The 23576-nt window shown below is 43.9% G+C and carries 19 protein-coding genes; 5 read left to right on the top strand and 14 right to left on the bottom strand.

What is annotated here, in order from left to right; all coding sequences use genetic code 11:
- Positions 1–359: 359 nt before the first annotated feature.
- Both QR721_RS11845 and QR721_RS11850 read right to left on the bottom strand, forming a co-directional pair.
- Positions 360–1199, bottom strand: a complete 840-nt coding sequence (locus QR721_RS11845; RefSeq protein ID WP_348027220.1) for a 3D domain-containing protein — start codon at positions 1197–1199, stop codon at positions 360–362.
- A gap of 398 nt (positions 1200–1597) precedes the next feature.
- Positions 1598–2527 (bottom strand): DUF1002 domain-containing protein, encoded by a 930-nt coding sequence (locus QR721_RS11850; RefSeq protein WP_348027222.1) that lies wholly within the window; start codon positions 2525–2527, stop codon positions 1598–1600.
- 225 nt (positions 2528–2752) lie between these two features.
- Between QR721_RS11850 and QR721_RS11855 the strand changes: the two genes are divergently transcribed.
- A complete protein-coding gene (locus QR721_RS11855) occupies positions 2753–3001 on the top strand; it encodes a YuzB family protein (RefSeq protein ID WP_348029841.1) in 249 nt (82 codons plus the stop codon).
- A gap of 39 nt (positions 3002–3040) precedes the next feature.
- Here QR721_RS11855 and QR721_RS11860 read toward each other — a convergent pair whose 3' ends face one another.
- From QR721_RS11860 to QR721_RS11900, 9 genes are all read right to left on the bottom strand, one after another.
- Positions 3041–3418, bottom strand: coding sequence for a RidA family protein (locus QR721_RS11860; protein ID WP_348027224.1), 378 nt, complete (start codon positions 3416–3418; stop codon positions 3041–3043).
- A 195-nt stretch (positions 3419–3613) separates the two neighbouring features.
- A complete protein-coding gene (locus tag QR721_RS11865) occupies positions 3614–4240 on the bottom strand; it encodes a lysozyme family protein (RefSeq protein WP_348027226.1) in 627 nt (208 codons plus the stop codon).
- Between the two features lie 151 nt (positions 4241–4391).
- Positions 4392–6572, bottom strand: a complete 2181-nt coding sequence (locus QR721_RS11870; protein ID WP_348027228.1) for a TRAP transporter permease — start codon at positions 6570–6572, stop codon at positions 4392–4394.
- 30 nt (positions 6573–6602) lie between these two features.
- Positions 6603–7073 (bottom strand): DUF1850 domain-containing protein, encoded by a 471-nt coding sequence (locus QR721_RS11875; RefSeq protein WP_348027230.1) that lies wholly within the window; start codon positions 7071–7073, stop codon positions 6603–6605.
- A gap of 47 nt (positions 7074–7120) precedes the next feature.
- Positions 7121–8134, bottom strand: coding sequence for a TAXI family TRAP transporter solute-binding subunit (locus QR721_RS11880; RefSeq protein WP_348027232.1), 1014 nt, complete (start codon positions 8132–8134; stop codon positions 7121–7123).
- A gap of 250 nt (positions 8135–8384) precedes the next feature.
- Positions 8385–11501: a DEAD/DEAH box helicase gene (locus tag QR721_RS11885; protein WP_348027234.1), complete on the bottom strand. Its 3117-nt coding sequence runs from the start codon at positions 11499–11501 to the stop codon at positions 8385–8387.
- A 138-nt stretch (positions 11502–11639) separates the two neighbouring features.
- Positions 11640–12836 (bottom strand): MFS transporter, encoded by a 1197-nt coding sequence (locus QR721_RS11890; RefSeq protein WP_348027236.1) that lies wholly within the window; start codon positions 12834–12836, stop codon positions 11640–11642.
- A 134-nt stretch (positions 12837–12970) separates the two neighbouring features.
- Entirely contained in the window at positions 12971–13588 is a 618-nt protein-coding gene (locus QR721_RS11895; protein WP_348027238.1) for a superoxide dismutase family protein, read from the bottom strand.
- A gap of 129 nt (positions 13589–13717) precedes the next feature.
- Complete coding sequence (locus QR721_RS11900) at positions 13718–15148, bottom strand: phospholipase D family protein (protein ID WP_348027240.1); 1431 nt, start codon at positions 15146–15148, stop codon at positions 13718–13720.
- Between the two features lie 166 nt (positions 15149–15314).
- Here QR721_RS11900 and QR721_RS11905 point away from each other — a divergent pair, with 166 nt between their 5' ends.
- A complete protein-coding gene (locus QR721_RS11905; RefSeq protein WP_348027242.1) occupies positions 15315–16538 on the top strand; it encodes a glycosyltransferase in 1224 nt (407 codons plus the stop codon).
- Entirely contained in the window at positions 16507–17262 is a 756-nt protein-coding gene (locus QR721_RS11910; protein ID WP_348027244.1) for an HAD-IIB family hydrolase, read from the top strand. Before QR721_RS11905 ends, QR721_RS11910 begins: the two co-directional genes overlap by 32 nt.
- Positions 17263–17285: 23 nt before the next feature.
- Here QR721_RS11910 and phnE read toward each other — a convergent pair whose 3' ends face one another.
- The 3 genes from phnE to QR721_RS11925 are packed head-to-tail and all read right to left on the bottom strand — an operon-like array spanning position 17286 to position 19800.
- Complete coding sequence (gene phnE, locus QR721_RS11915; RefSeq protein WP_348027246.1) at positions 17286–18095, bottom strand: phosphonate ABC transporter, permease protein PhnE; 810 nt, start codon at positions 18093–18095, stop codon at positions 17286–17288.
- Positions 18095–18868: a phosphonate ABC transporter ATP-binding protein gene (phnC, locus tag QR721_RS11920; RefSeq protein WP_348027248.1), complete on the bottom strand. Its 774-nt coding sequence runs from the start codon at positions 18866–18868 to the stop codon at positions 18095–18097. Before phnC ends, phnE begins: the two co-directional genes overlap by 1 nt.
- Before the next feature lie 11 nt (positions 18869–18879).
- Complete coding sequence (locus QR721_RS11925) at positions 18880–19800, bottom strand: phosphate/phosphite/phosphonate ABC transporter substrate-binding protein (RefSeq protein ID WP_348027252.1); 921 nt, start codon at positions 19798–19800, stop codon at positions 18880–18882.
- A gap of 209 nt (positions 19801–20009) precedes the next feature.
- Between QR721_RS11925 and QR721_RS11930 the strand changes: the two genes are divergently transcribed.
- Positions 20010–22112 carry a methyl-accepting chemotaxis protein gene (locus QR721_RS11930; RefSeq protein WP_348027254.1) on the top strand — a complete coding sequence of 701 codons (2103 nt, stop codon included), beginning with the start codon at positions 20010–20012 and terminating at the stop codon, positions 22110–22112.
- 109 nt (positions 22113–22221) lie between these two features.
- Positions 22222–23472: a hypothetical protein gene (locus QR721_RS11935; protein WP_348027256.1), complete on the top strand. Its 1251-nt coding sequence runs from the start codon at positions 22222–22224 to the stop codon at positions 23470–23472.
- Positions 23473–23576 lie beyond the last annotated feature (104 nt).

Raw genomic sequence — 23576 nt, forward strand, 5'->3', positions numbered from 1 at the left:
CAGAAACGGTTACAGGAGACGCTTAACTTGTATCCTCTCACAAAAACAATTTAACTCCAATAACAGCTTTCAAACTCTGAACCTTTCTCAACCCAAAAAGGGAAAACTGACGGCTCGACTCCGCAGTTCTCCCTATAGCAATATGTATATGTAAGATTTTTGGCATATTTGAATAGACATGGCATGCACTGCTCATGTGTTTGAAATTTACTGATAGGTTAAGTGTGTTTCCTCCAGGTTCATAAACGGGGGCAGTCCTTGCCCCTGGAACCTGTGGTTAAACCGGCCATCTCAATACGGGAGTTGGCCACGTTTAATACACAATTGATTGGGAAAGTCTTATAGTATGCGAGAATGTTTTACTGTACAACTGTTACTGTTACAGATTTGCGGCCCCAGTTATAGGCTTGGCTCTTAGATGGTACGTGAACATCAATGCGGTTACCTTTAATTGCGCCACCAGTATCTGCTGCAATTGCAGTACCGTAACCAGGAACGTATACTTTAGAACCTAGTGGAATAACACTTGGATCAACTGCGATTACTTTAGCGTTACGATTAGCTTTCAAGTTAACACCTGTTGCTGTTACACCAGAGCATCCAGCACAATCGGCAGTATACGCTGTTGATTGAACAGTGATCTGCTTGCCTTGTGGGTTGCTAGTTTGCTTAGCCTGTGGCTGAGCTTGTTGTGTTTGAGCTGGTGCCTGCTGTTTTTGTACAGGAGCTTGTTGTTTTTGAACTGGTGCTTGCTGTTGGCTAGCAGATTGCTGCACTGGAGCCTGTTGTGGCTGTGCTTGAGCCGGCTGCTGAACTTGACCTGAAAGGCTCAATTTCTGACCTACTACGATCAAATCACCAGAAAGATTGTTCCACTGCTTCAATGTTCCAACAGATACACCATTCGCTTTGGCGATCTTGAATAGAGTATCTCCGGATTTTACTGTATATGAACCGTTGTTTTGTGCAACTTGAGTGTTGGAGCTTCCGCCACCAACTGAAAGTGTTTGGTTTGGATAGATGATTGTACCCTTCAAACCATTATTTTTAATAATTGAATCAACCGATGTATTGTGAGTCTGAGCTATATTCCAGAGAGTGTCTCCCGCTTTTACCTGATAATCTGCGGCTGATACGCTTGTTGCCGCCGTTCCAGTAATAACGATTCCTGTAGCTACTGCTGCTACCATTTTCTTCATGTGAAAATGACCTCCTTGAATTTCTGACATTGCCTATACTATCACATGGACAGGTGCAGTACAGTTACAGCAAGGTTAAGAACATGTTACAGGAAACCCGTTTTCAGCGTCTTGATGTTACTTTCCATGTAATCTTGTAACATTATTGAAATATAAGCTATTATGCATGTTTGTAAGCGGTTTCCATGGTAATATTTGTGTCCTCTGCGTAAAGTTTGTAACAAACAAATCCCACGTTTTTTTGTGTTTCTTTGAATTTAAACGTGGAATTTTTTCTTGCTTTCTTTTATAAATCGCAAAGGACAAGGGTTTTTATTATTAAACACTCATTTTCTTTGTCGTGTTTCTTCTATATATAGAAAAAAGTCTTGCGCTCTTTTGCGCAAGACTTTTATGCTTTAACCAAACAAACCTTTAAAGAAGTCGACGATTGCCTGGAAGAAAGATTTGAAGAAAGCAACAACCTTCTCCCAGAATCCCTGATCGATGCCGAGTTCATCCATTTTATCTTTCAGCTTCCCTGTCAGATCGTTTAACTGCGTTTTAACTTTACTGAAGTCAATGTTCAAGTTACGCATCTTATCAAACAGATCGATGAGCAGCTGACGGTCTTTATCACTTAGTGAGATTTCCAGTTTATTAACCTGGTCGTTTACAATCTGTTCGACATCTTCTCTCGTTGCCGGCTTCTTGTCAGCGATTTCCTTTTTAATATCTGTCATGAGCTGAGTCGCTTTTTCGCTGTTCATGCCATCTTTTTTGGCAAGATCAGTCGTTACATCCAACTCCTCATTCGCCAATTCCATACGGTCTTTGTTCAAATCAGCACCAGCTGCATCATACGCCTTGTATATACCTGTGAGTGCTGAGTGGCCCGTAACTTTAACCGGTGAGGAAACATCTACGTTCGCATCTTCCACCCCGGCTGTAAGCATCGCGTTCGCATACATTTCACTCGTTACTTCAGTAATGTTATCTGGTGTGACGATATTGATATTAATGCCTTTGCCTTTATCTTGGCGGGTAATCTTCGCAGATGAGAACATACGTGAAGACGGGTCACCATTGATATATTTTTGTATATCCTGTCCGGTTACAGTGTATTCTTTTGTATTCGCCGGATCTTTGATATCCAGCTGTTGGCGCACTTGCTCTTTCTGATCTGCTGTCAGTGAACCGCCATAAACGACGATCGGCACACCAAGCTTCTCGTTAATGACATCTGTATCCGCGTTGCTGCCATCGGATGCGAATGCCGGCAATGCCGTTCCAAGTGTCATGAAAAATGCAAGCAGCGACACCAATGTAAGTTGCATAGTTCTTTTCATAATCAATCTCCTTTTTCCCACATGCTATGAAATCAAGCATGTCAGACGGTGAATTGCATTCTGTTCGTGCTTACGGATTATTATAACGGCAATTGTCCAATAATAGAAATGTTATGTGCACTTTTTTACCGAACGCAGTTCAATCGAGTGACGTGATTTCAGTTAGAGTATATAATTAAGAGATGGGCCTCATTCCCTTATCCACTAAGAAAGAATGTGATGTACATGGGGATTGTCGTTGTTGAAATATGTGATGGCAATATGATTACCGTTATTGATCTTGAATCCATTCTTGAGGGAGAATTCCCGGAAGTGGCAGTTCTGATGAGTGACTGTCTCTCCTTTTGCGGTATGTGCGCCGTCCGTCCATACGCCATAGTGAACAATAAGCGCATCTATGGAAAAACGCCGGAAGAAGCTCTTGAGAAAATCAGACAAGCGATCCGCGATGAACTCGCACAATATGATATATAAAAAATCCTCCACCCGGCTTGAGTGGAGGATTTTTTCTTATTATTTAAGGTAAGCGACAACGTCCATTTCAACAAGAACATCTTTTGGAAGACGTGCTACTTCAACAGTCGCTCGTGCCGGATAAGGCTTCTCGAGGTAGTTGCCATAAATTTCATTGATTGTCGCAAAGTCGTTCATATCTTTAATGAAGATTGTGAACTTCGCTACTTTGGAGAAATCTGTGCCTGCTTCAGTAAGGATTGCTTTCAGATTTTCAAGAACTTGTTTTGTCTGGTTCTCGATACCTTCTACAACTTCTCCAGTTGACGGATCAAGTGGAATCTGACCGGAAACATATAGGAAGTCTCCTGCCTGAATTGCTTGAGAGTATGGACCGATCGCTGCTGGTGCTTTGCTTGTATTGATTTCTTTCAACATTGGTAATTCCTCCTCGGTGAAATACAAATTGTACATGTTATCTTACCATTTTTCCAAAGATTCTTGCATCTGTTGCGTATCAATTTTAAATATATTTTTATTGAGTCGTTCCAATAAGTGTGGCTAAGACCTCTGAATTTACGACTTCCATCTACAAAGGAAAGAAACTTGATATTCGAAGACCGGCACTACTCTCTAGCTTTCCGACGCTATTGCAGGACGGTAAGCCATCACCGACTTCACATAATAGATATCTCCGTAACATGCATCGAATTTCTTGGAGTCCGGTCTGATACACCGGTATTTCTCCTTGTCCTTTACTTTGGCGTACATCTTTTTCGAAAAATCTATCGCCGTATCCTGAGTATACCCGCCCGACTCCTTCTTGGCATAAGTGATGAAGCCGCGGCCGAAGTTGTAGGATTGCACAGCAAGCTCAAGATCTCCATCCGCATCATTCAACATGTTCGCAAAATGGGCAACCCCGGCTTTGATTGACTGATCAGGATTCTTGATACAGCCTCGTTTACCGCAACTGCTTTCAGATGATTGCATTGGATCCTTTCCCCGGCCGCCAGATTCCTGCATAATAATCGCCAGAAGGACATCTGTATACTCTGAAACCCCTTTTTCCTTTGCATAACGGGCTACGAGTGGCTCATACTCCAAGACTTGTTCACTCACACGCTGAGAACGCGTTTCTTCTCTTGGATTAAAGTTCAAAGCAGAATCCAAAACCCAATTCACCAACGCGATAAGACCCGCAAACAAAAATACAGCAAAAACTAACGAACGAAAGACGCGCAGTTTACGTTTTTTCAACTGGACCAAATCCCTTTCACCGAACATTTTGATCCTACCATACTAGCATACTCCTGTCGGAAGTAGGAACTAATAAAAATAACCAAAAAGATACGAACTTGCATAAAAAATAGACCGCTCCATTTGGAACAGTCTATTTTCACTTTACTTATTAACTTCCTGCAGCCTCAGGCTGTTCAATATAGCTGCCACCATCCCGCTTCCGCTTCCAAAGCTGGTAGACGATAATTACAGCAAACAGCCCCATTCCGATGAAATCGGTCCAGAGTCTCGTATTGATAAAAACGAGAGCCGCTGCAACAGCGAGTACCCTTTCAATCCATCCATATTTCGTTAACAGATAGCCTTGGATGAATGTCGACCACATAATAATGCCAACAAATGCTGTAGCGATACTCCAAATGATTTGGATGAGTGTTGCATCTGGGTCCTGTAATATTAAAATCGGATTCATCGTGAAGGCAAACGGCAACAGCAAGGCGCCCATATCGAACTTGAAGCCTTGGAACCCAGTCTTCACAGGATCTGCATTGGCAATCCCTGCTGTCGCATATGCCGGCAAGTTGATTGGCGGCGTATCATCCGCAAGAATACCATAATAGAATACGAACAGATGCGCAGCGAGGACCGGAATGCCGATCTGGATAAGTGCCGGCGCCATGACAGCCGCGAGCACAATATACGTCGCTGTTGTCGGTAGCCCCATACCCATGATGATACAGGCAATCATCGTAAACAGAAGAACAAGAATGACCTGGTTGTTCGCAAGGTCAAGAATCATGCTGGAAAGGATTGGACCAAGTCCAGTCATTGTTACGACGCCTGTAAGAATACCGGCTGTCGCACAAGCCGCGACGACGCTAAGTGCATTTTTCGCACCAAGTTCAAGCGCCTTGAAAAATTCCTTCCAGCCGAATTCCAATGAGCGTTCAACATGCATTCTCTTTTTTAAAGCGTACCAGATTAAAGCGAATAGCAGACTTCCTGCCGCAACAATGGTTACATATGGGTTCAGGCCAAATATTAAATGGGCAACATAAGCCGCTCCAATAAAGACAAATGCGACGAGGAACCCTTGGCCCAAACTCTTCTGCATTCTATAAGAAAAGAGTGCAATTGTAATTGCTCCGACAATCGCCATGAACGAAGCGAGAATTGGTGTCATCCTCATAACGAGGAGTACGACAATCGCAATAATCGGCAGCATAAGGAACCCGCGGCTTGCTAATACCTTTAAGAGTGAAGGCAGCTCCTTGCGCGGAATTCCCTTCAAATTGTACTTGCTCGCCTCAAGATGGACCATGAACAGTATCGCCGTATAGCTCAGTAATGCCGGAACAGCAGCTGCAGTTGCAATTTCCAAATAAGGAATACCAGTGAAATCTGCCATGATAAAGGCAGCCGCTCCCATGACAGGTGGCAGGAATTGGCCGCTGGAAGACGCAGCTACTTCTACTCCTCCAGCAACATGCGGTCGGAATCCTGTTCTTTTCATAAGAGGAATTGTGAACGTCCCTGTCGTTACCGCGTTGGCAACGGAACTTCCCGAGATCGAGCCCATCATGCCTGATGAGACAACAGCGGCTTTCGCTGGTCCGCCTTTCATTGAACCGACGATCGACATGGCAAGGTCAATGAACATCCTGCCCGCTCCCGTAACTTCAAGAAAAGCCCCGAACAGAATGAAAATGAATACATACTGTGCCGATACCGTAATCGGCGTTCCGAAGATCCCTTCATTCGAAAGATACATGAATTCTGCAATCTCACGCCACGAAAAACCAAAATGGTTAATCGTATCTGGCAAAACTGCACGACCTCCTAGGAAACCTGGCAAGTACTTATCACCAAGATAAGCATAAAGCATAAACAAAAATGCCAGGATTACGAGTGGCTTGCCGACAACACGCCTTGTCGCTTCCATAACGAGAAGCAGACAGACGAAAGACATAACCGTATCAAAGATCGTCGGGTTCCCTACTTTTCCAAGCAAATCCCCTGAAACCGCCACAATATAAATTCCTGTTGAAGCTCCTAGAGCCGAGAGTATGAGATCATAGATTGGAATCTTCGTCTGACCCAATTTCTTTTTATAAGGAAAAATTAAAAATACAAGTGTTAATGCAAATCCAAGATGGATGGCATTTTGCTGCATGCGCGGTAAAGTGCCCACTCCTGCTGTATACAGATGGAAAAGAGACATAGCGACTGCTACTATAAGCGCCAGTATCGCCATCCAGCCGAACAGTTTTCGGTCACTGCCCTCCAATTCATCTAATCTGTCATTCATCTCTTGGAGTGAGTCATTGCCCGCAAGATTTGATTCCACCATTGAACGCCCTCCTTTCAAAAGGTTCAGTTATTATTTCAGCAAATATTCCGCTAAGCTCATCCTGCCTGTTTTCAAAGTAAAAGTTCTGCCTTCAAACGGTTCCTTATACAAATCCCACGTCTTATTACGAACCATCAATCTCTGCTTTGCAATAGCTACCGGGTGAAATTGAATTTCATTGAATTGCTGATTAATTCCTTTAATTTTGTAATAGCCATTTTCGAAGCTGCCTGTCGTTCCTTCAGGTAAAGAAGATTCAATGCCTGCTCCAAAATTACAGTTCCAGCTCTCTTTCAGCAAAATGTCCAAATTATGATTAACTTTGAATCTTTCTTTCATCGGGCATTTCTCTACTGAATGAACATATTCCGAGATTAGCTCGTCACCAGGGCTCACTCGTTTTTTCAGAAGGACCTCCCCTTCTTCGTCAATACCATAGATGACTGGTACCCTGATGAGCAGCATACTTGCCAAAGCTAAGATAAAAAGAACCAGCAACACGAGAATTCGGCCTCGCCGCCTCCGCATTGCTGGTGATTTCACTGTCATTATTTTTGTTTGATACCTTTCTCATCGAAGTACTTCTTCGCACCAGGATGCAAATCGATGGACATGCCATCAAGTGCTGTATCGAGTGATACGTCCGCACCTCTTGCATGTGCACTTTCCAATTTGTCCTTTTTCTCGAACAGATCCTTTGTCATGTTGTAGACAACGTCTTCAGGAAGATTTTTGTCCACGATGAGGATCGCCATAACGGCCACTGTTTTAATATCTTCTTTCTGTCCGTAATCACCATAAGTCTTCGCAGGGATATCACGCTCTGTGTAATAAGGGTATTTGTCTGTAAGTTTTTTTATAATATCTTCATCCAAAGAGAGTACATTCACTTTCTTGCTTGCACCAAGTTCCTGGATTGCACTAGTCGGCGCTCCTGCTGTGATGAATGCTGCATCAATCGTTCCATTTTGTAATCCTTGTGAAGCATCGCCAAAACCGAGATATTCAGCTTTAAAATCTTTATACGTAATGCCAGCTGCATCAAGAATCTGACGTGCGTTCGCTTCTGCACCGCTTCCCTGGTCTCCAACTGCAACCTTCTTACCTTTCAAATCATCCAAAGTTTTGATTTTACTGTCAGCAGTTGTGACAATCTGAACATCTTCTGGATAAAGTGAAGTGAGTCCTGCAATATTGTCGACTTTCTTACCTTCAAAGTCTTTAAGCGTTTCACCTTTCATCCCATAATAAGCAATATCATTTTGTACGAGTGCCAATTGGTATTTACCCGAGCCCATCTCCTGTACATTCGTTACCGATGCACCAGTTGAGACAGCATTCGCTTTGGAAACACCTTCAGTTTTTGTGAAAATCTGCTGAGCCATTGCTACGCCGAGCGGGTAGTATGTACCGCTTGTGCCGCCAGTACCGATCGTAATACGTTCACCTTTACCAGCTGAATTAGAAGAGCCGCCACCTTTTTTGTCTGATGAGTCTTTCGCACTTCCACAGCCTGCCAGAACGAGCACGATTGCAAATAGCAGAACAATCAGTTTTTTCATGAACCATCTGCCCCCTTTTTAATTGTAAAGCCAATGTAAATGTAAGCACTTACACAATATTTGTCAAGACTCTGCCTGTCCATCTTTATATTGTAATCGCTTACATATTATTGAAAAACAGACATTCTAAAAATCTAAACTCTTCGCTTGATTTCCCTTTAACTTCCTGGGATAAACTTTCCCTGTTTTTCTTTTCTCAGCACAAAAAGCTCTCCTTGCGCTTTTGTGCAAGGAGAGCTTAATTTAATAATCATATACTGAGCAATTCCCGAACATCGTCTTCAGTAATGCCGGTCAGTGCTGCTTCACCCGGCTGGATGACAGCATCAATAAGTTCACGTTTTTTCTGTTGGAGTGCATAAATCTTTTCTTCAATCGTTCCTTCAGCAATTAAACGCATTACTTGGACAACATTCTTCTGTCCGAATCGATGCGCCCTGCCTGCCGCCTGATCCTCAATTGCCGGATTCCACCAAAGGTCGTACAAGATAACCGTATCGGCTCCAGTCAGATTCAATCCGGTACCTCCCGCTTTTAACGAGATTAGGAAAATACTGTTTTCCCCATTGTTGAATCGTTCACAGATTTCAACGCGTTCCTTTGATTTTGTCTGGCCATGAAGATAAAAATAACCGATGCCACGCTTATCAAGAATCTTCGCGATCAGTTCGTGCATACTAGTGAACTGCGAGAAGATGAGCATTCTCTTGCCACTTTCCATTAAGGTTTCGATGAGCTGTATCAGTTGTTCTAGCTTCCCTGCAGTTCCTTCATAATTCTCGAGGAATAAAGAAGGGTGACAGCAAATCTGGCGCAGTCTCGTCAGTCCTGCAAGGATTTTCATCCTGTTCTCACGGAAGCTGCCAGTGCGCAGTGAATTTGCAGTTTCCTGACGCAGTTCATTCAAGTACCCGATATAAAGCTCCTTCTGTTCCTTTGTCAGTTCAGAGATCTGGACGGATTCTATTTTCTCCGGAAGTTCAGTTAGCACCTCTGTCTTGAGGCGGCGCAGAATGAACGGACGAGTCATGCGTGCAATTTTCTCATGGGAGAGCTCTTTGAATTTACGATGATTCGGCATAAGTCCCGGCATGATCACTTGGAATATCGCCCATAATTCATCAATTGAGTTCTCAATTGGTGTTCCAGAAAGAGCGAATTTCCTAGAGGCTTTCACTTCACGCATCGCTTTTGACGTCTTCGTCTGGTAATTCTTTATATACTGTGCTTCATCAAGTATCAAAGTCTGGAACTGTAACTCACGATAAAGTTCAATATCCTGGCGTAATGTCTGATAGGAAGTAATCCAGATATCCAGCTCATTGCCTTCCTGAATCTTCTCTTCACGTTCTTGAGGTGTTCCCGTCATTACAGCGACACGCAAATGCGGAGCGAATTTCTCGACTTCGTTTTTCCAATTATAAATAACCGAAGACGGCGCTACTATGAGATGCGGTTTGTCACTATCTATGGATGCAATATAAGCAATTGACTGAAGTGTCTTACCGAGTCCCATATCATCCGCAAGAATGCCTCCGAAATGATAATCAGACAGGGATCGGAACCATTGATATCCCGTTTCCTGGTAGGATCGAAGCTCCGCATTCAGTTGTTCAGGCAGCGGATAGTCCTGCCGCTCCGGCGACTGCAAATGTCCTAATAATTTATGGAATGCATGATCATACACTTTCTTCGTATCTATCAGTTCGTCTACTTCCATGCCGCGGAACATCGGTAAGGAGAGACGACCATTCACCGTATCTGCAGCTGTCAGGTCCATTTCCGCAAAGAAGTGCTGCACCGACTGGAACTCCTCTCCGCCAAGCGAAAGGAATGCCCCTGATTGCAAGCGGTAGAATCGTTTCTTCTCAATAACTGCGGCAAGTACTGCTTCGACTTCATCTTGGCTAACCCCTTCGATGGAGAAACCGATATCAAGAAGATTCGCTGATTCATCAACACGGATATTCGTAGCTGCTTCAGGCGGCGTATCCACGAGGAACTGGCGCAGTTCATTCGTCATAAGTACTTCAAGATGTCGGCTCATCTGAGGTAATACTTCATAAAGGAAATTATATAGAGTATCATCATCCGCTTCGATGTATAATTCCTTGCCATTGAAACGGAAATTCGCATGCTCGATCAAATTCATGATTTTCTGTTCCTTGGCAGCATCTCGGAGAATAAGCTGATTTCCAGTTTTTCTCCCTGCAAAAGGTTCAATCACTTCTTTGCCGTAATGATATTCAAGCCTGCCGCCAATGACCGTCTCCTTCATCTCAAGGTAGAGCTTTGCTTCGAGTGGTTTGTCGATAATCTCTTCAGATATTTCCTCGGCAATATTCACTTTCCCTACGTTCTTCAGTGAAGGCAGTACTTCTGAGAGGAAGAGATCCGCTCTTTCCTTCTGAACCGGCATCCTCTTGACACCCTGTGAGAAGCGAAGCATCTCACCAATGATCGGCAGCTGTTTTTTATTAGGGAAATAAAATATTCCATCTTGAAATACAAGATCATAATTGCGATAAAATTTAGCCCCATCTGTTCCTTCCAGTGTGAAGACGAGATCGTTACCTGTATCCTCCCTTTCCAGAACAAATTGGAAAGGCAGCTGGTCCTCGCTAATTGCAATTTCTGTATATTCTTTTTGTCCTTCTATTAAAACGAAGTTCAGTTTGCTAAGCTTTGCAATCAAGTCCTTCATTGCATAAGGAGGTACGACGACGTAGCGTTTATCACGCAATTCATCATGATAGTAGTTAAAAGATGGCTGGTCATAAATCTCGCTGTTGCGCTGAATTCCATGAAGCACTTCCAGCATTTCCATATCTTCCGGTCTGAAATAGTGAACCTGCCCATCATAGGTGAATTTTTTTGTGAATTCATGTTCTTCCCCTTCAAACACATCGTCGAGGAATTCACCAAGGTTGCGCACAACGTATCGACGTTTGACACCTGTTTTCATTTCCAGATAGAACAATCGTCCATACGTCCATCTGCCAATATATTCAACTTGCATCTGCTCTTTTGCAGGGCCAGCTTCATTCACTGTCTCCTGATGCCCCGCCTCCGCGATGGAGTTCATAAAATAGGCCGCGATATCATAATCACGTTTGCTGAACGCATGCTCATCCGCCGCCTCTGCCTCGTTATATTCAGCAATGGCGAGCAACACCGCTACTTCATGCTTGCACTCTCCGTACAGATCAAAAGGCGGGCAATCGCAATGGCTAGTGAACTGGTTCTCCCCCTCTGTAAAACGGACTTCCACAAAGTACTTCTCCGAACCTTCCACTTGCGCATTCCAGATCTGATTGTTGCGATCATAGATCAGTTCCTGGACGTGATTCTTCTCATAGCAGGCCAAGCCCCGTCTATATAAATTTGAAGGAAAAATTTTTGGTATCAACGCTCGATCAATTGTTTTCAAAACATGATTCCCAACTTTCCGCTTTCATTTCTATCAGAATATTGTACCCTAAATTCCTCAAGGAGGAAAATTAACTCACGCAGATTTTTGAGTTGCTTTCCGGTCACTCATGAAGAAGAACAGATAAACAATCATCGAAAATGCGACTGAACCTGCTGCCGCAATATAGATTGATCCATAGCCGAACCATCCTGCCAACTGGCCGAAGATCATTGCTCCGACCCCAACACCGAGGTCAAAGAACGAGAACAGCGTTGCATTCGCCATCCCTTTGCGGTTCGGGGCAGCCTTTTCAACTGACCATGCTTGGAGTGCAGGCTGTACAGAGCCGAATCCTAATCCGTACAATGCAGCGGCAACAAGCATGACAGTCGTGCTTGGCAACCAGGAAAGTAAAATCATTGCTGCAGTGATTAGTGCGGCACCTGGAAGATAAATGTACAGATGACCTCTTTTGTCATATATTTTGCCCGCAAACAGACGAGATATAAGGAGGAAAAGCGCATAGATGAAGAAGTAGAATTCAATGCCCTCTATGTGTTTTTGCTGGGCATATAGGGGCAGGAATGATGCAATCCCTCCGAATGTAGCTGTAATGAAGAACATGAGGATTGCTGGCTTTAAAGCCGTTTTTTCAAAGATATCTAACCCGACTGTCGTCGCCCGTTCTTCTTGCTTCTCGACTTTTTTGTAATGAATTTGCGTGGACAGGATAAAAGCCATGAGTCCTAACGCACCACATGCGAGGAAGAGTACTTTGAATGTTGTTGTGCCAGCAAGGAAAAGTCCAAGCGAAGGGCCAAAGGCGAGTGCCAGGTTCCCGCTCAAGCCGAAATAACCCATTCCTTCTCCCCTTCGTGAGGGCGGGATAAGGTCTGTTGCAATGGTTCCGGAAGCAGTTGTCGACATCCCCCAGCCAACCCCTTGTACAATCCGCATTGCAAACAAGAAGAAGATGCTCCCGATGAAAGCATAAGACCCTACTGAAATGACAAAGATGAACAAACCAATCATGTATACGATACCGCGGCCGCGTGATTCCAAAGCATGTCCGGCAATCGGGCGCAACACAAGAGCTGAAAGCGTGAAAATCCCAATTACGAATCCGATGAGCTGGTCACTGCCCCCAAGGTCTTCAACAAGAAGCGGCAGTGTCGGCAGCGTCATCTGGAAGCCCATAAACAGGAACATATTCGTCAAACAGATCAGTACGAAGTCACGCGTCCAGATTTTTGGCCTTTGCTGTTGGGATCGTTCTCTTGAAGTGTTCATCAATATGCCACCCTTCCAAGAAATAGTCTATCTTTCAGTATAACGCTGTTCAATCTAATTATCATTGTTCTCGCTCAGCGACAAAAAACGACTGCTCCGTTTGGCAGCAGCCGTCCGATTTTCATATTAGGATATTACTTGATTTCCGCACAGGCAATACGTTCTCCCGCATTTCCTGCAGGCTGTGATTTATTGTCGTCCGGGTCTTTATGAATAACAAGTGCTGTACCGCCTTCTTTCAAAAGGGAATTCTCAAGTCCCTTTTCAAGCGTTACAGTCTCTGCCTTCAAATCTTCCTTTACTGTTCCGTCTTCACTAACCTTCAAATTTGGCAAGTCCCCTGCGTGTGGGCCTTCTGGGTTTTCAATTCCATGCTTCTTATGCGTTGGGTTGAAGTGATCCCCTGCTGACTTGAAATCTGGCGGGGTACAAGTTCCTTTCTCATGGATATGGAATCCATGCTCACCTGGAGGCAAGTTCTGGAGGTCTAGTTTGATCTCTACTCCATGATCCGCCTGCATAATCGTTGCCGTACCAGCTTCCTTGCCATCGCTGTTCTTGAAAGTTGTCTCTACTTTCTCTGGCTGTTCCTTCCCTTCGGAAGCAGTTTCGTTCTTATCCTGATTTTCAATTGCTTCTTGATTTTTGGAAACTTCCTTAGCCGGTTTTTCGCCAGTTGCATCATCATTTCCACAAGCAGCTAGCACAGTGACGATTAGAATCATGGCAATCCACAATATTCGCTTTTTCACTATGTATAGTCCCTCCAATAATTTATTCTTTTCAATATTGCATTATTGCCTAATGGAGATTTGGTAAACCCTTTATTTGCCTTTAAAAATTAAAGAAGGCCTCCCTAATTGGAAAGCCTTCTTCATTTATCAGTAAGTCGTCAAGCCTGTCGCTTTCTGCACCCAGTATGTCGCTTCGAGAAGAGGGGTCAGGTCGTTTTCATATTTACTATAATCTGCCGTAATTTTACCGCCTTTATTATTCCATATCCGATCAAAGTATTGATCAATATCTTTCATAACCGGCTTATCCAGTGGAGCTTCGATCTTCAAGTCACTTTCCAGATTAAGATCCCCCAAGTTACGGGCAGTAAAGTTCGCTGATCCGCCAATTACCGTCGCTCGCTTTCCTTGCTTAATGAACATCATCTTCGTATGGAATTGATTCTTATTCGAATCATACCAGCGAATGCCGATACCCCCATGCTTCTTCAACTCTCTCGCTATCGGCAAATTCGGAAGCCCTGTCTTGCCATGGCCAAAGGCGATTTTATTCGGGTCGAGTATGAGACGTACTTTAACGCCTCTTTCCTCAGCCTCTTTAAGTCTGTCAACGACCGCTCTTTCTGCGAGATAGAACATCGCCATATCAATTTCATCGCCTTTTTTTGTGTGATCCAGTGCCTGAAGGACGTGCTTTTCAATTTTCCCTTCTGTCAGATACTGTACAGCAATATCTCCTTTTCCAGCAGATTTCACCTTACCTTGATGATGCACCTTTGTCTTGCCGCCAGAATAATCAATAACTGCTTGTTCCGCTTCTACAATTTCATGAATAATATCTCCTTTGACGGCAAAACCAACGTTCGAAAAGTATCCGCTTGCGTCATGAGCATTTCCTGATGTGACAAGTGCTTCTTTTTCAGTGACGAACACTTTGCGGTGATTCGCCTTGACATTCAGAAGCAAAGCATAGGATCGTGCTGTAATCTTAGGCGCTCCGGAAGCGAGTGGATTCGGAAGCCAACCTTCTCCCGCCTGTCCGAACGGCCTCATGAATATGCGCCAAAATGCAGAATATGCCGGATTCGAGTCGCGCAGCTTGTCCAGATTCGTGACAACGACTTCCACGCCGTTAGCCTCCAGCTTTTTCAAATGTTTATCTTCATAAGAATGATATCCCGCATTGATCGGATCAGTAATAAGGACTGCTTGCATATCGGGATGTTTCTTTTTCTGTGCTATAAGCTTCTCGGTCAACTGATCCGCCAGTTTTGGAAAATCACGTGACTCATCTGTATAGCTATTAAGTAGAAACATATCAACGACTACAAAATGCTGAGCCTGTTCAATCATTTTGAATGCCTTTTGAAAAATTTGCTGATCGTGAACAGGTTTTCTGTCCTTTTTATAAGATAGGTTTTGAAGAAATTCAACTTCATCCACATGATGAACGCTTCCTTCCATAGACAATCCTTCCGGTAAATTCTTGTAATGATTAAACAACATGACAATGACCATGACACCGAGAATTAACGGAATTAGCCAAAGCCACTTTTTAGATAATAAATTATTTCGCAAACCTTGTTCCTCCTCAAATAAGTCCAGTCTCTCTTGCTACCACCTTGCTGGTCTTTTGAAACTTCTTGCTTGCTAAATGCATAATTTGTTTATTTTTTCAGACATCAGGGAAAAGGTTTTATGTTGAATTTTTACGGATATTGTCACTTAAAGGAGTGGACTGATAATGCGCAAGAGGATTTTGTTTATTTCCGACCATGGGGATCCGCTTCAGACATTGGGCGGAAAACAGGCAGGTGGACAGAACAACTATGTGAGACAACTGGCCCTGGCATTATCTGATATGAATTATGCTGTTGATGTCGTGACTCATTGGAGCGACCCTAAGACTAAAAGAGTCGAGTATTTTGGCAAGGTCAATCGTGTAATCCGCATCGAAGCTGGTTATAAAGGTTTTGTTTCAAAAAATGATATGTACGGAATGCTCCCCAGATTTTATGATGAAATTGCAAATACACTTGATCTAAACGCTTATGATGCCATCCATTCTCATTACTGGCTTTCAGGTTTGCTCGGCTTGAAGATCGCTGAAAAGTACAATTTGCCCCTTATTCACACCTCTCATTCACTTGGCATCGCGAAGGCACATGCAACCGGCAAGCGGGACGAGCGCAGGCTTGCGGCTGAACGTCATATTTTGAGAAACGCCGACCAGATTATTGCTACAACGAAGAGCGAGAAAGAATTGATTGAGCAGTTCGCAAAGGGACATGCACCTGTTCATGTTATTTCCATCGGAGTGGACAAGGTATTTGAACCGGAATTAAGCAAAGCATCCAGCGGACAGGAACCCCTTTTCGTCTATGCCGGACGTTTGGAAGAGACAAAAGGGATTCATACACTGCTAAAAGCATTCAGTATTTTGAAGAAGAAGAATCCTGGCAATCGTGCAAAACTTATTCTCGCTGGTGGTGAGGCTTCACAAGTAGACTTGGAAAATGGCCTGCCAACAGTCCCAGCGCTTAAAGAGGCTGTGACTGGCATCGAGGAGGATGTCCGCTTTATTGGCCCCCAGCCGCCCGAAGTATTGGCTACCCTTTTCAACAAAGCACTTGCTACTGTCGTTCCTTCTTTCTATGAATCATTTGGAATGGTCGCGGCAGAAGCGCAAAGTTGCGGCTCCCCTGTCATCGCATCCAAAGTAGGTGGTCTAGCAAATATTGTTGTCGATGGAGAAACAGGACTTCTTACAATGCCAAGAGATGCAGATGATCTTGCTCTTGCGATGGAAGCTTTCTTGGACAACCAGTTACTAGCAAGAAGAATGGGGCGTAACGCAGCCATTTATGCAAAAAAACATTTCCGTTGGAAGTCCATTACTGAACAGATTGCCGCATTGTATGAGGAGGGATCAAATCATGCAGAACATATCACATTGTTTGGCAACTGACCTCGATGGTACATTTGTCGGTGATAGAGAAGCACTTCTGGAATTGCTCAAGCATTATAAGCAATTGCCCGACCGTGTTTTTCTCGTCTACATAACCGGTCGTCATCTTGCATCAGCTCTAGAATTGATCAAACAGGAGAATCTGCCAATCCCTGATGTGCTCGCTACAGATATCGGGACAGCAATCTATACATTCGAGAGCGGCAAATGGATTGCCGATACGGCATGGGAGAGACAAATGAAAGACAGCTGGTTCCCGGAGCGAATAACAGAGATTGCTGCTGCCTGCCCTGGGCTGGAGAATCAAGGTTTGCCGGAGAATCGACGTGTATCCTTTTATGCCAGCTCACTGAGCGATGTGGAAGAATTTGAACAATCCCTGATCCATGCAGCTATTCCTCATAATCTAATCTACAGTTCCGGACGCGATCTGGACATTCTTCCAGAGAATAGCGGCAAAGCTGCAGCGCTTGAGTTCATTCTGAATCGGTATGGTATAGATCATGAACGTCTTCTCGTTGCAGGAGATTCAGGTAATGATTTTGACATGCTGAATCTTGGCTATCGTTCCGTAGTCGTTGGAAATGGTCTTGATGATCTCGCTGAATTGGAAGATCGGGAGACACTCTACCGTGCAAAAGCCCGTTGCGCTGGCGGAATTCTCGAAGCCTGGCAGCATTTCTTCCCTTCTCGTGAAAATAAAAAGGTTCCCGCATCAGAATAATAGATGAGGGAACCTTTTTATTTTTATATGACACGCTTACGAATACGGGATGAGATTTGTTCTACAGTGATAACAACAACTAGAATCATTAAGATGATCATCAACGCTTCGTCGAATTTTCTCAAAGACATTGCTGTGCTCAGTTCGACTCCAATACCACCGGCACCGACCAATCCGAGAATGACCGCCGAGCGTACTGCCTTCTCTATGGAAAACAAGCTCGTGCCTACAAATGACGGAAATCCTGCTGGCAGAATGGCACCCGCTATGACTCCAAAGCGTGATGCACCAGCAGATTCCAAAGCTTCTGCCGGCCCTTTTTCCATTTCCTCAATTCTTTCTGAGAAGAAACGAGCGCAGAAACCGATTGTATCCACTGCTATTGTCAAAATCCCTGCCAGCGGTCCGAGTCCTACCGAGATAACAAAAATAAGAGCCCAGATGAGGTCTGGAATGGTACGCATGGCCGAAACAGCAGATTTAACCACTGTTCTTATGAGTACATTTGAACAAGTATTTCTTGAACAGCACAGCGCAATCGGAATACTTGCCAGAACTCCAATGACCGTACCTACAAGGGCAATTTCAAATGTTTCCAACATCCGCATCATGATTGGAGTGAACCTGGACGGATCGGGCGGGAAGGCAGTCGCCACAAAGTTCCCCATATTTATGATGCCATTTACAAGCCGGGACCAATTTAACTCTGCACCTTGGAGCCCCAATCCTAATAAGACAGCAAACAAAATCCATGTAAGAACCGTCAGAGTACCTGGCTTCTTAAAACGTGGCGGAGCTTCCAAGGAAGGACGTTTCCCTTTCAGTTCATACATCATGCCCCCTCCCTTTTTGCTTTTGCGAATTCAGACTCAACATCATAGAACCGTTCCAGTTCATAACGCTCCAATTTCTTGCTTGAAGCATCGAGGACAAGCTGCCCCTCTTTAAGCATCAATATCCTGTCTCCATATTCAAAAGCCAGATCAATATGGTGCAAAATGATTACAACAGCGAGTTTCCTTTCCTTCGCTATATCTGAGAGCAGTTCCATAATCTCTTTTCCGGCTTTCGGATCAAGACTGGCAATCGGTTCATCAGCAAGAATGACTTCCGGCTTCTGCATGAGCATTCTTGCGATGGCGACTCGCTGTTTTTGTCCTCCAGATAGCTCGTCTGACCGCCGCTCAGCCAAGTGAGCAAGTCCTACCCGGTCCAGACACTGCATTGCCTCTTTGCGTAAATCGTTTGACGCAAAGAGATTGAATGTATGGAACGCTACCGGCACCCTCCCTAGTGCCCCGAACAGAACATTTTGGAAGACAGACAAAGTTGGGACAAGGTTGAAGTGCTGAAAGACAATGCCGATTCTCTTCCTCAATTGTCGCAGCTGCTTTCTGTTCAAATCCGCAATCGGCTCTCCTGCTACTGAGATTTTTCCCTCAGATGGCTTTTCAAGTCCGGACAGACAGCGAAACAATGTGGACTTCCCCGAACCATTATGTCCCATTAGTATGACGCATTCGCCATTGTCGATAGAAAAGGAAACGTTCTTCAACCCTTGATTGCCATTCGGAAAAATCTTTGATATCCCTTCTGTGTGAATCATCATTGGCCCTCCTATTGCAATTCAATTCCGAGCACTTTGTATGTCTCACGCATTTCATCAAAATCGGAATCTTTCACATCAATGATCTTTGCCTTTTTATACTTATCATTCTCTTCGGATTGAAGCATTGCCTTTAGCAGCTCATCCTGGTGCTCAAGGAATGTTTCTTTCAACTTTGCACGCAATGACTCTGGCAGTTTGCTACTTGCAACAAAAGGATCTGCCGGAAGTGGCGGTCCCTCAGCCAAAATACGATAAGACCCTTCTCCGTCTTCTTCAGTCATATCATCATAATCTCGTACCCCTGTAGCAAGCGCATCGACATCCCCACCACGCAAAGCTTCTATTCTCGCATCACCAAGCATCTCAATCTTCACATCTTTGTCCAAATCAAAGCCCTGATCGATCAAGAGAGCACTTGGACCAATGTGACCACTTGTCGACCCGACATCTTTCATGGCTACTTTCTTTCCTTTCAGGTCTTTCACTTCTTTGATTTTACTTTTCTCCGGTACCATAATGACCGTATGATAAGCATCACGTTGAATGCCGGCAAGTGGTTCTGCGTCACCGTTAGCAGCCTTGATCTGAGCATATTCAGATGGACCTGCAAGCACGAGGTCCACTTGCCCATATTCCATTGCAGTAGCTGAAATAACCCTGTCCGACACCGGGAAGAATTCGACATCAATTCCGAGCAGTTTCTGAAGCTCAGCTTGGAAAGGTTCATATCTTCTCTGTAATTCTTCCATCCCCTCTACACCTGTAACAGCAAGAGTTAGCTTATCTGGCCAATCATCGTGTGCCCCTTTACTCTCAGCGGATGCCTTACTTTTATTTTCAGGCTTGCTGTCCCCATTTCCACAGCCAGCAAGGATTGCCAATAAAACAACAGTAAAAAATAATAGCAGTTTACCAATTCGTTTTTTCATTGCCCTCCACCTCTCTTTTCTTTTCTATTCAGCCTCTATGTTAGCTCCCTTCCATTAATTTCATTTAAATCACATGTAAAGATTATTTAATCACGAGAAAAGTCCTAAAAATTTAATAGAAAAAGAGACAATATAAATGAAATCCGTCGACTGTATAGGTATAATTTACTTAACAAATTCTAAAGACCTAATCCTAAAGGAGATTTCACATGAAAAAGAGAAGCATCGCACGTCGGCTTTCCCTGCTCATCATTGCACTTTTCGCCATTCTCTTCATTACGTATTCTGTCATTACGAATTGGATTTCGTACGGCAAAAATATCGCCAATGGTGAAAACTCAACTATTGAACATACTAAATTGTTCGCCAGCAAATTGGAAAAAGACCTAGGCAATTACAAGGAGACGCTCGAAATATCAAAACAGAATATTGAAGCGCTGAATGAAAAAGGCTCACTAAAAGCTTCAGACCTGCTGACAATATTGCATAAAAATCTGGAAATAAATTCTCGTATTTTCTCTGCCGGGCTCGTTCTTGAAAAAGGGGCAATGAAAGTAAACCCTAAAAAAGATGCCAATCAGCTTGATGATGAAGGAAGGTACGTTGCTTACCTTTATAGAAATAAAGATGAGATCAAAGTGGACAAAGGGTCAGGCTATGAAGGTGAGAATGCCGCTGATTGGTATGCTGTACCAAAAAGTGGAAACCGACCAATTCTCACTGAACCATATGATTATCCCATTGACGGAAAAACGGTGAAGATGTCAACGTTCGCTGTACCGCTCAATGATACAAAAGGGAAATTCATCGGAGTACTCACAATCGATTTTCCGCTTGATTTTGCTGAGGACATGGTGAAGGAAGTTAAACCTGACAAAGGCTATGCGGCTCTCATTTCTGATAACGGAACCGTACTTGCACATAGTGCGAATCCGAAAATGGTCGGCACGAATATGGCAGATGCTATCGACTGGAAGACTCAAAAAGACATTATCAATACAGGGGAAGCAGCTGACTTCTATGTAGATTCCAAAACATTTGGAGAAAAAGCTTTTAACTCAATTTCTCCAATTAATATTGACGGTCTCGATGAGAAATGGTCACTTCAATCCGTTTCTCCGAAATCAAGCATTCTTGATACATACAACCAGCTGCTTAAAATAACGATATTCTCAGGCATCCTGATGATTATACTCATGTCAGCTGCCGCACTTTGGTTCATCTACAAGCAGCTGAAGCCTTTGCAAAATGTCAAAGATGCAATGGAATTGGCAGCCGAGGGAGATCTCAGTGTGAGAATACCTTCTGAACAAATTAAACCGGATGAAATTGGAGCTGTATCAGAAGCTTTCAATACAATGGCCGAGCGCCAAAGTAGAGTTGTAGAAGCAATTAAGCAATCGACAGGGCAACTGAACAGTGCTGCTGACACAATGCAGCACACTTTCGAAGAAGTCGCTGCATCAAGCAATGAAGTCGCAACAGCGATTGATGAAATTGCTCAGGGCGCTTCCCGTCAATCTGAAGATACAGAGAACACGAACGAACAAATCAACAGTCTTGCATCACAGATTGATACCCTGTCAGCTCTTTCCGATAAAATGACTGCCTTATCCGATACTGCAAGCCAGTCTACATTAAACGGGATGGAACAAGTGAAAGTCTTGAAAGAGCAGAATGAAACGTCCAATACGGTAAATGAAACGGTACAGGAACAGATTGAAACACTCTCTGCCAAAATCGGTGAAATCAATGTGATTACATCTTCAATTCAATCCCTGACTGAACAGACGAATTTGCTTGCACTCAATGCAAGTATTGAGGCAGCACGTGCCGGTGAGCATGGAAAAGGCTTTGCAGTAGTCGCTGATGAAGTGCGCAAACTTGCAGAACAATCAAGAAAACAGACAGAAGTAATCCAAACAACTGTCCAAGATATTTTGCAGACATCTGACGCTACAGTAGAATCTATTGGCCGCAATGCAAAAATGCGAGAAGCAAACGACAAATCTGTAACTGAGACGGAAGCAGCATTCATCCATAATGCAAAAGTGCTTGATGAACTGCTATCCTCGATTCGAACGGTTGCTACAAGCCTCGCAAGCATGATGGAAGCAAAAGAGGAAGCGATCCTCTCCTTGCAAAGTGTCACTGCAATTTCTGAACAGACTGCGGCATCCGCTGAAGAAGTAAGTGCATCAGCAAATGAACAGCAAACAGAAATGACAAATGTTGCAGATAACATCGAGAAAATGAACACCATTGCTGCTGAGCTTGAACAAGTCATGAGACAATTCAAGACAGACGATTGAGAATTGGAACGCCACCCTTTTTTGACGGGTGGCGTTCTTTCTCTGTTTTTCGCCGCAATTCGAAAATCTGTTATACTTGAAGCAATTATTTCTTACGGAGGTTACATGAATGGACGAACGTATACAAGAATTGATTGATCATACTCAGAAACTATGCGGACTTGGGGCCTATACATTGAAAAGCCACCATATTTTCCACAACGCACAAGATGGCTACATTTTTTCAACTGAATGGCAGCCGAATGAAGACGAAACAGAAAAAACGAATTCCAACCCGCCCGGTACTGCTGTCATAGGGATTGATTTTCATACGAAGACCCTCAAAAGCCTAGTTCTTGTTAAAGATGTTTCTTATATCGAAACAGGCATTTTACCAGGGAACGACCGTGATCAGCTGCTCGATTGGATTGAAGAAGAGACAGAAATGACGTACGGACGTCAGTTCCAGCTGATCAAAGAGGACAAAAATCGCTTCGAATTTCGTGCCAGCATCGACAATCTCCCAGTAGCGCCAACTGGTAAAATTGATATCAAATTCAATGATAAAGGACAGCTCGTGCTCTTCTCTGTACACGGCCTCTTCCCTGATGAATCCGACATGGCATGGGAACCTTTCTCTCTAACTTCTGAGGACACGGAATCCTTTGCACGCGATTCACTCACACTTGTTGATATCCCTGTTGAAAAGAAGATGGCATGGATTCCTGTCTACTCCTTTGAGGAACAGTTCATCACAAATGACGGCAAATCTGCACTTTCTGCACAGACAGTCAACGAGCATCCTGTTTATATTCATGAAGATCATATACTGGAGTGGCAAGGCGAAGCTACTGGAGCTGTGGACAAGGTGAAAATAGAAGTTAGTACGGAAACAACGCTGGAGCAAGCCCTTTCTGCCGCTGAGCATGCAGATTGCAAACCAATTTCGAAACAGCTTGAACAAGCGTGCCTGCAGGAAGCAGCCCGTGTCATGCAGCTTGAATATCCTGAAGAAAGCGGAAAATGGAAAGCGACAAGCCTGTATCGCCAACATGGACATCTCTTTACTGTCATTCGTCCAGCCGACCCTCGCATGACAGCTGTGCGTAAGATTACGCTTGTATTTGATGAATCAGGAAAAGTTATCAACATCGTGGATAACAAATTTGTATTCCAGTTGCTATCCACATTCAAGGAAGCGGACGAACCGCAGATTACTGCGGATCAGGCATATGATTTGCTCAAGAATCATATTGAAACAGAGCCTGTCTACGTTCTTGACCGTGAATCAGGCAAGTATCACATACATGGCAGACTCCACTGCCCATACGCTGTCAATGCCGTTACCGGTGAACTGCTCCAAACAAAAGAGATTATGTAAAAGTCGACTCTATGGATAAAACAGATTCATCTTAATGGTAAGGAACCGGTTGCGCCCCGCCGGATTCTTTTCGCAGCGGCGGCTTACACCCAAATACATTTGAG

Source organism: Aciduricibacillus chroicocephali (assembly GCF_030762805.1).
Taxonomy (GTDB): domain Bacteria; phylum Bacillota; class Bacilli; order Bacillales; family Amphibacillaceae; genus Aciduricibacillus; species Aciduricibacillus chroicocephali.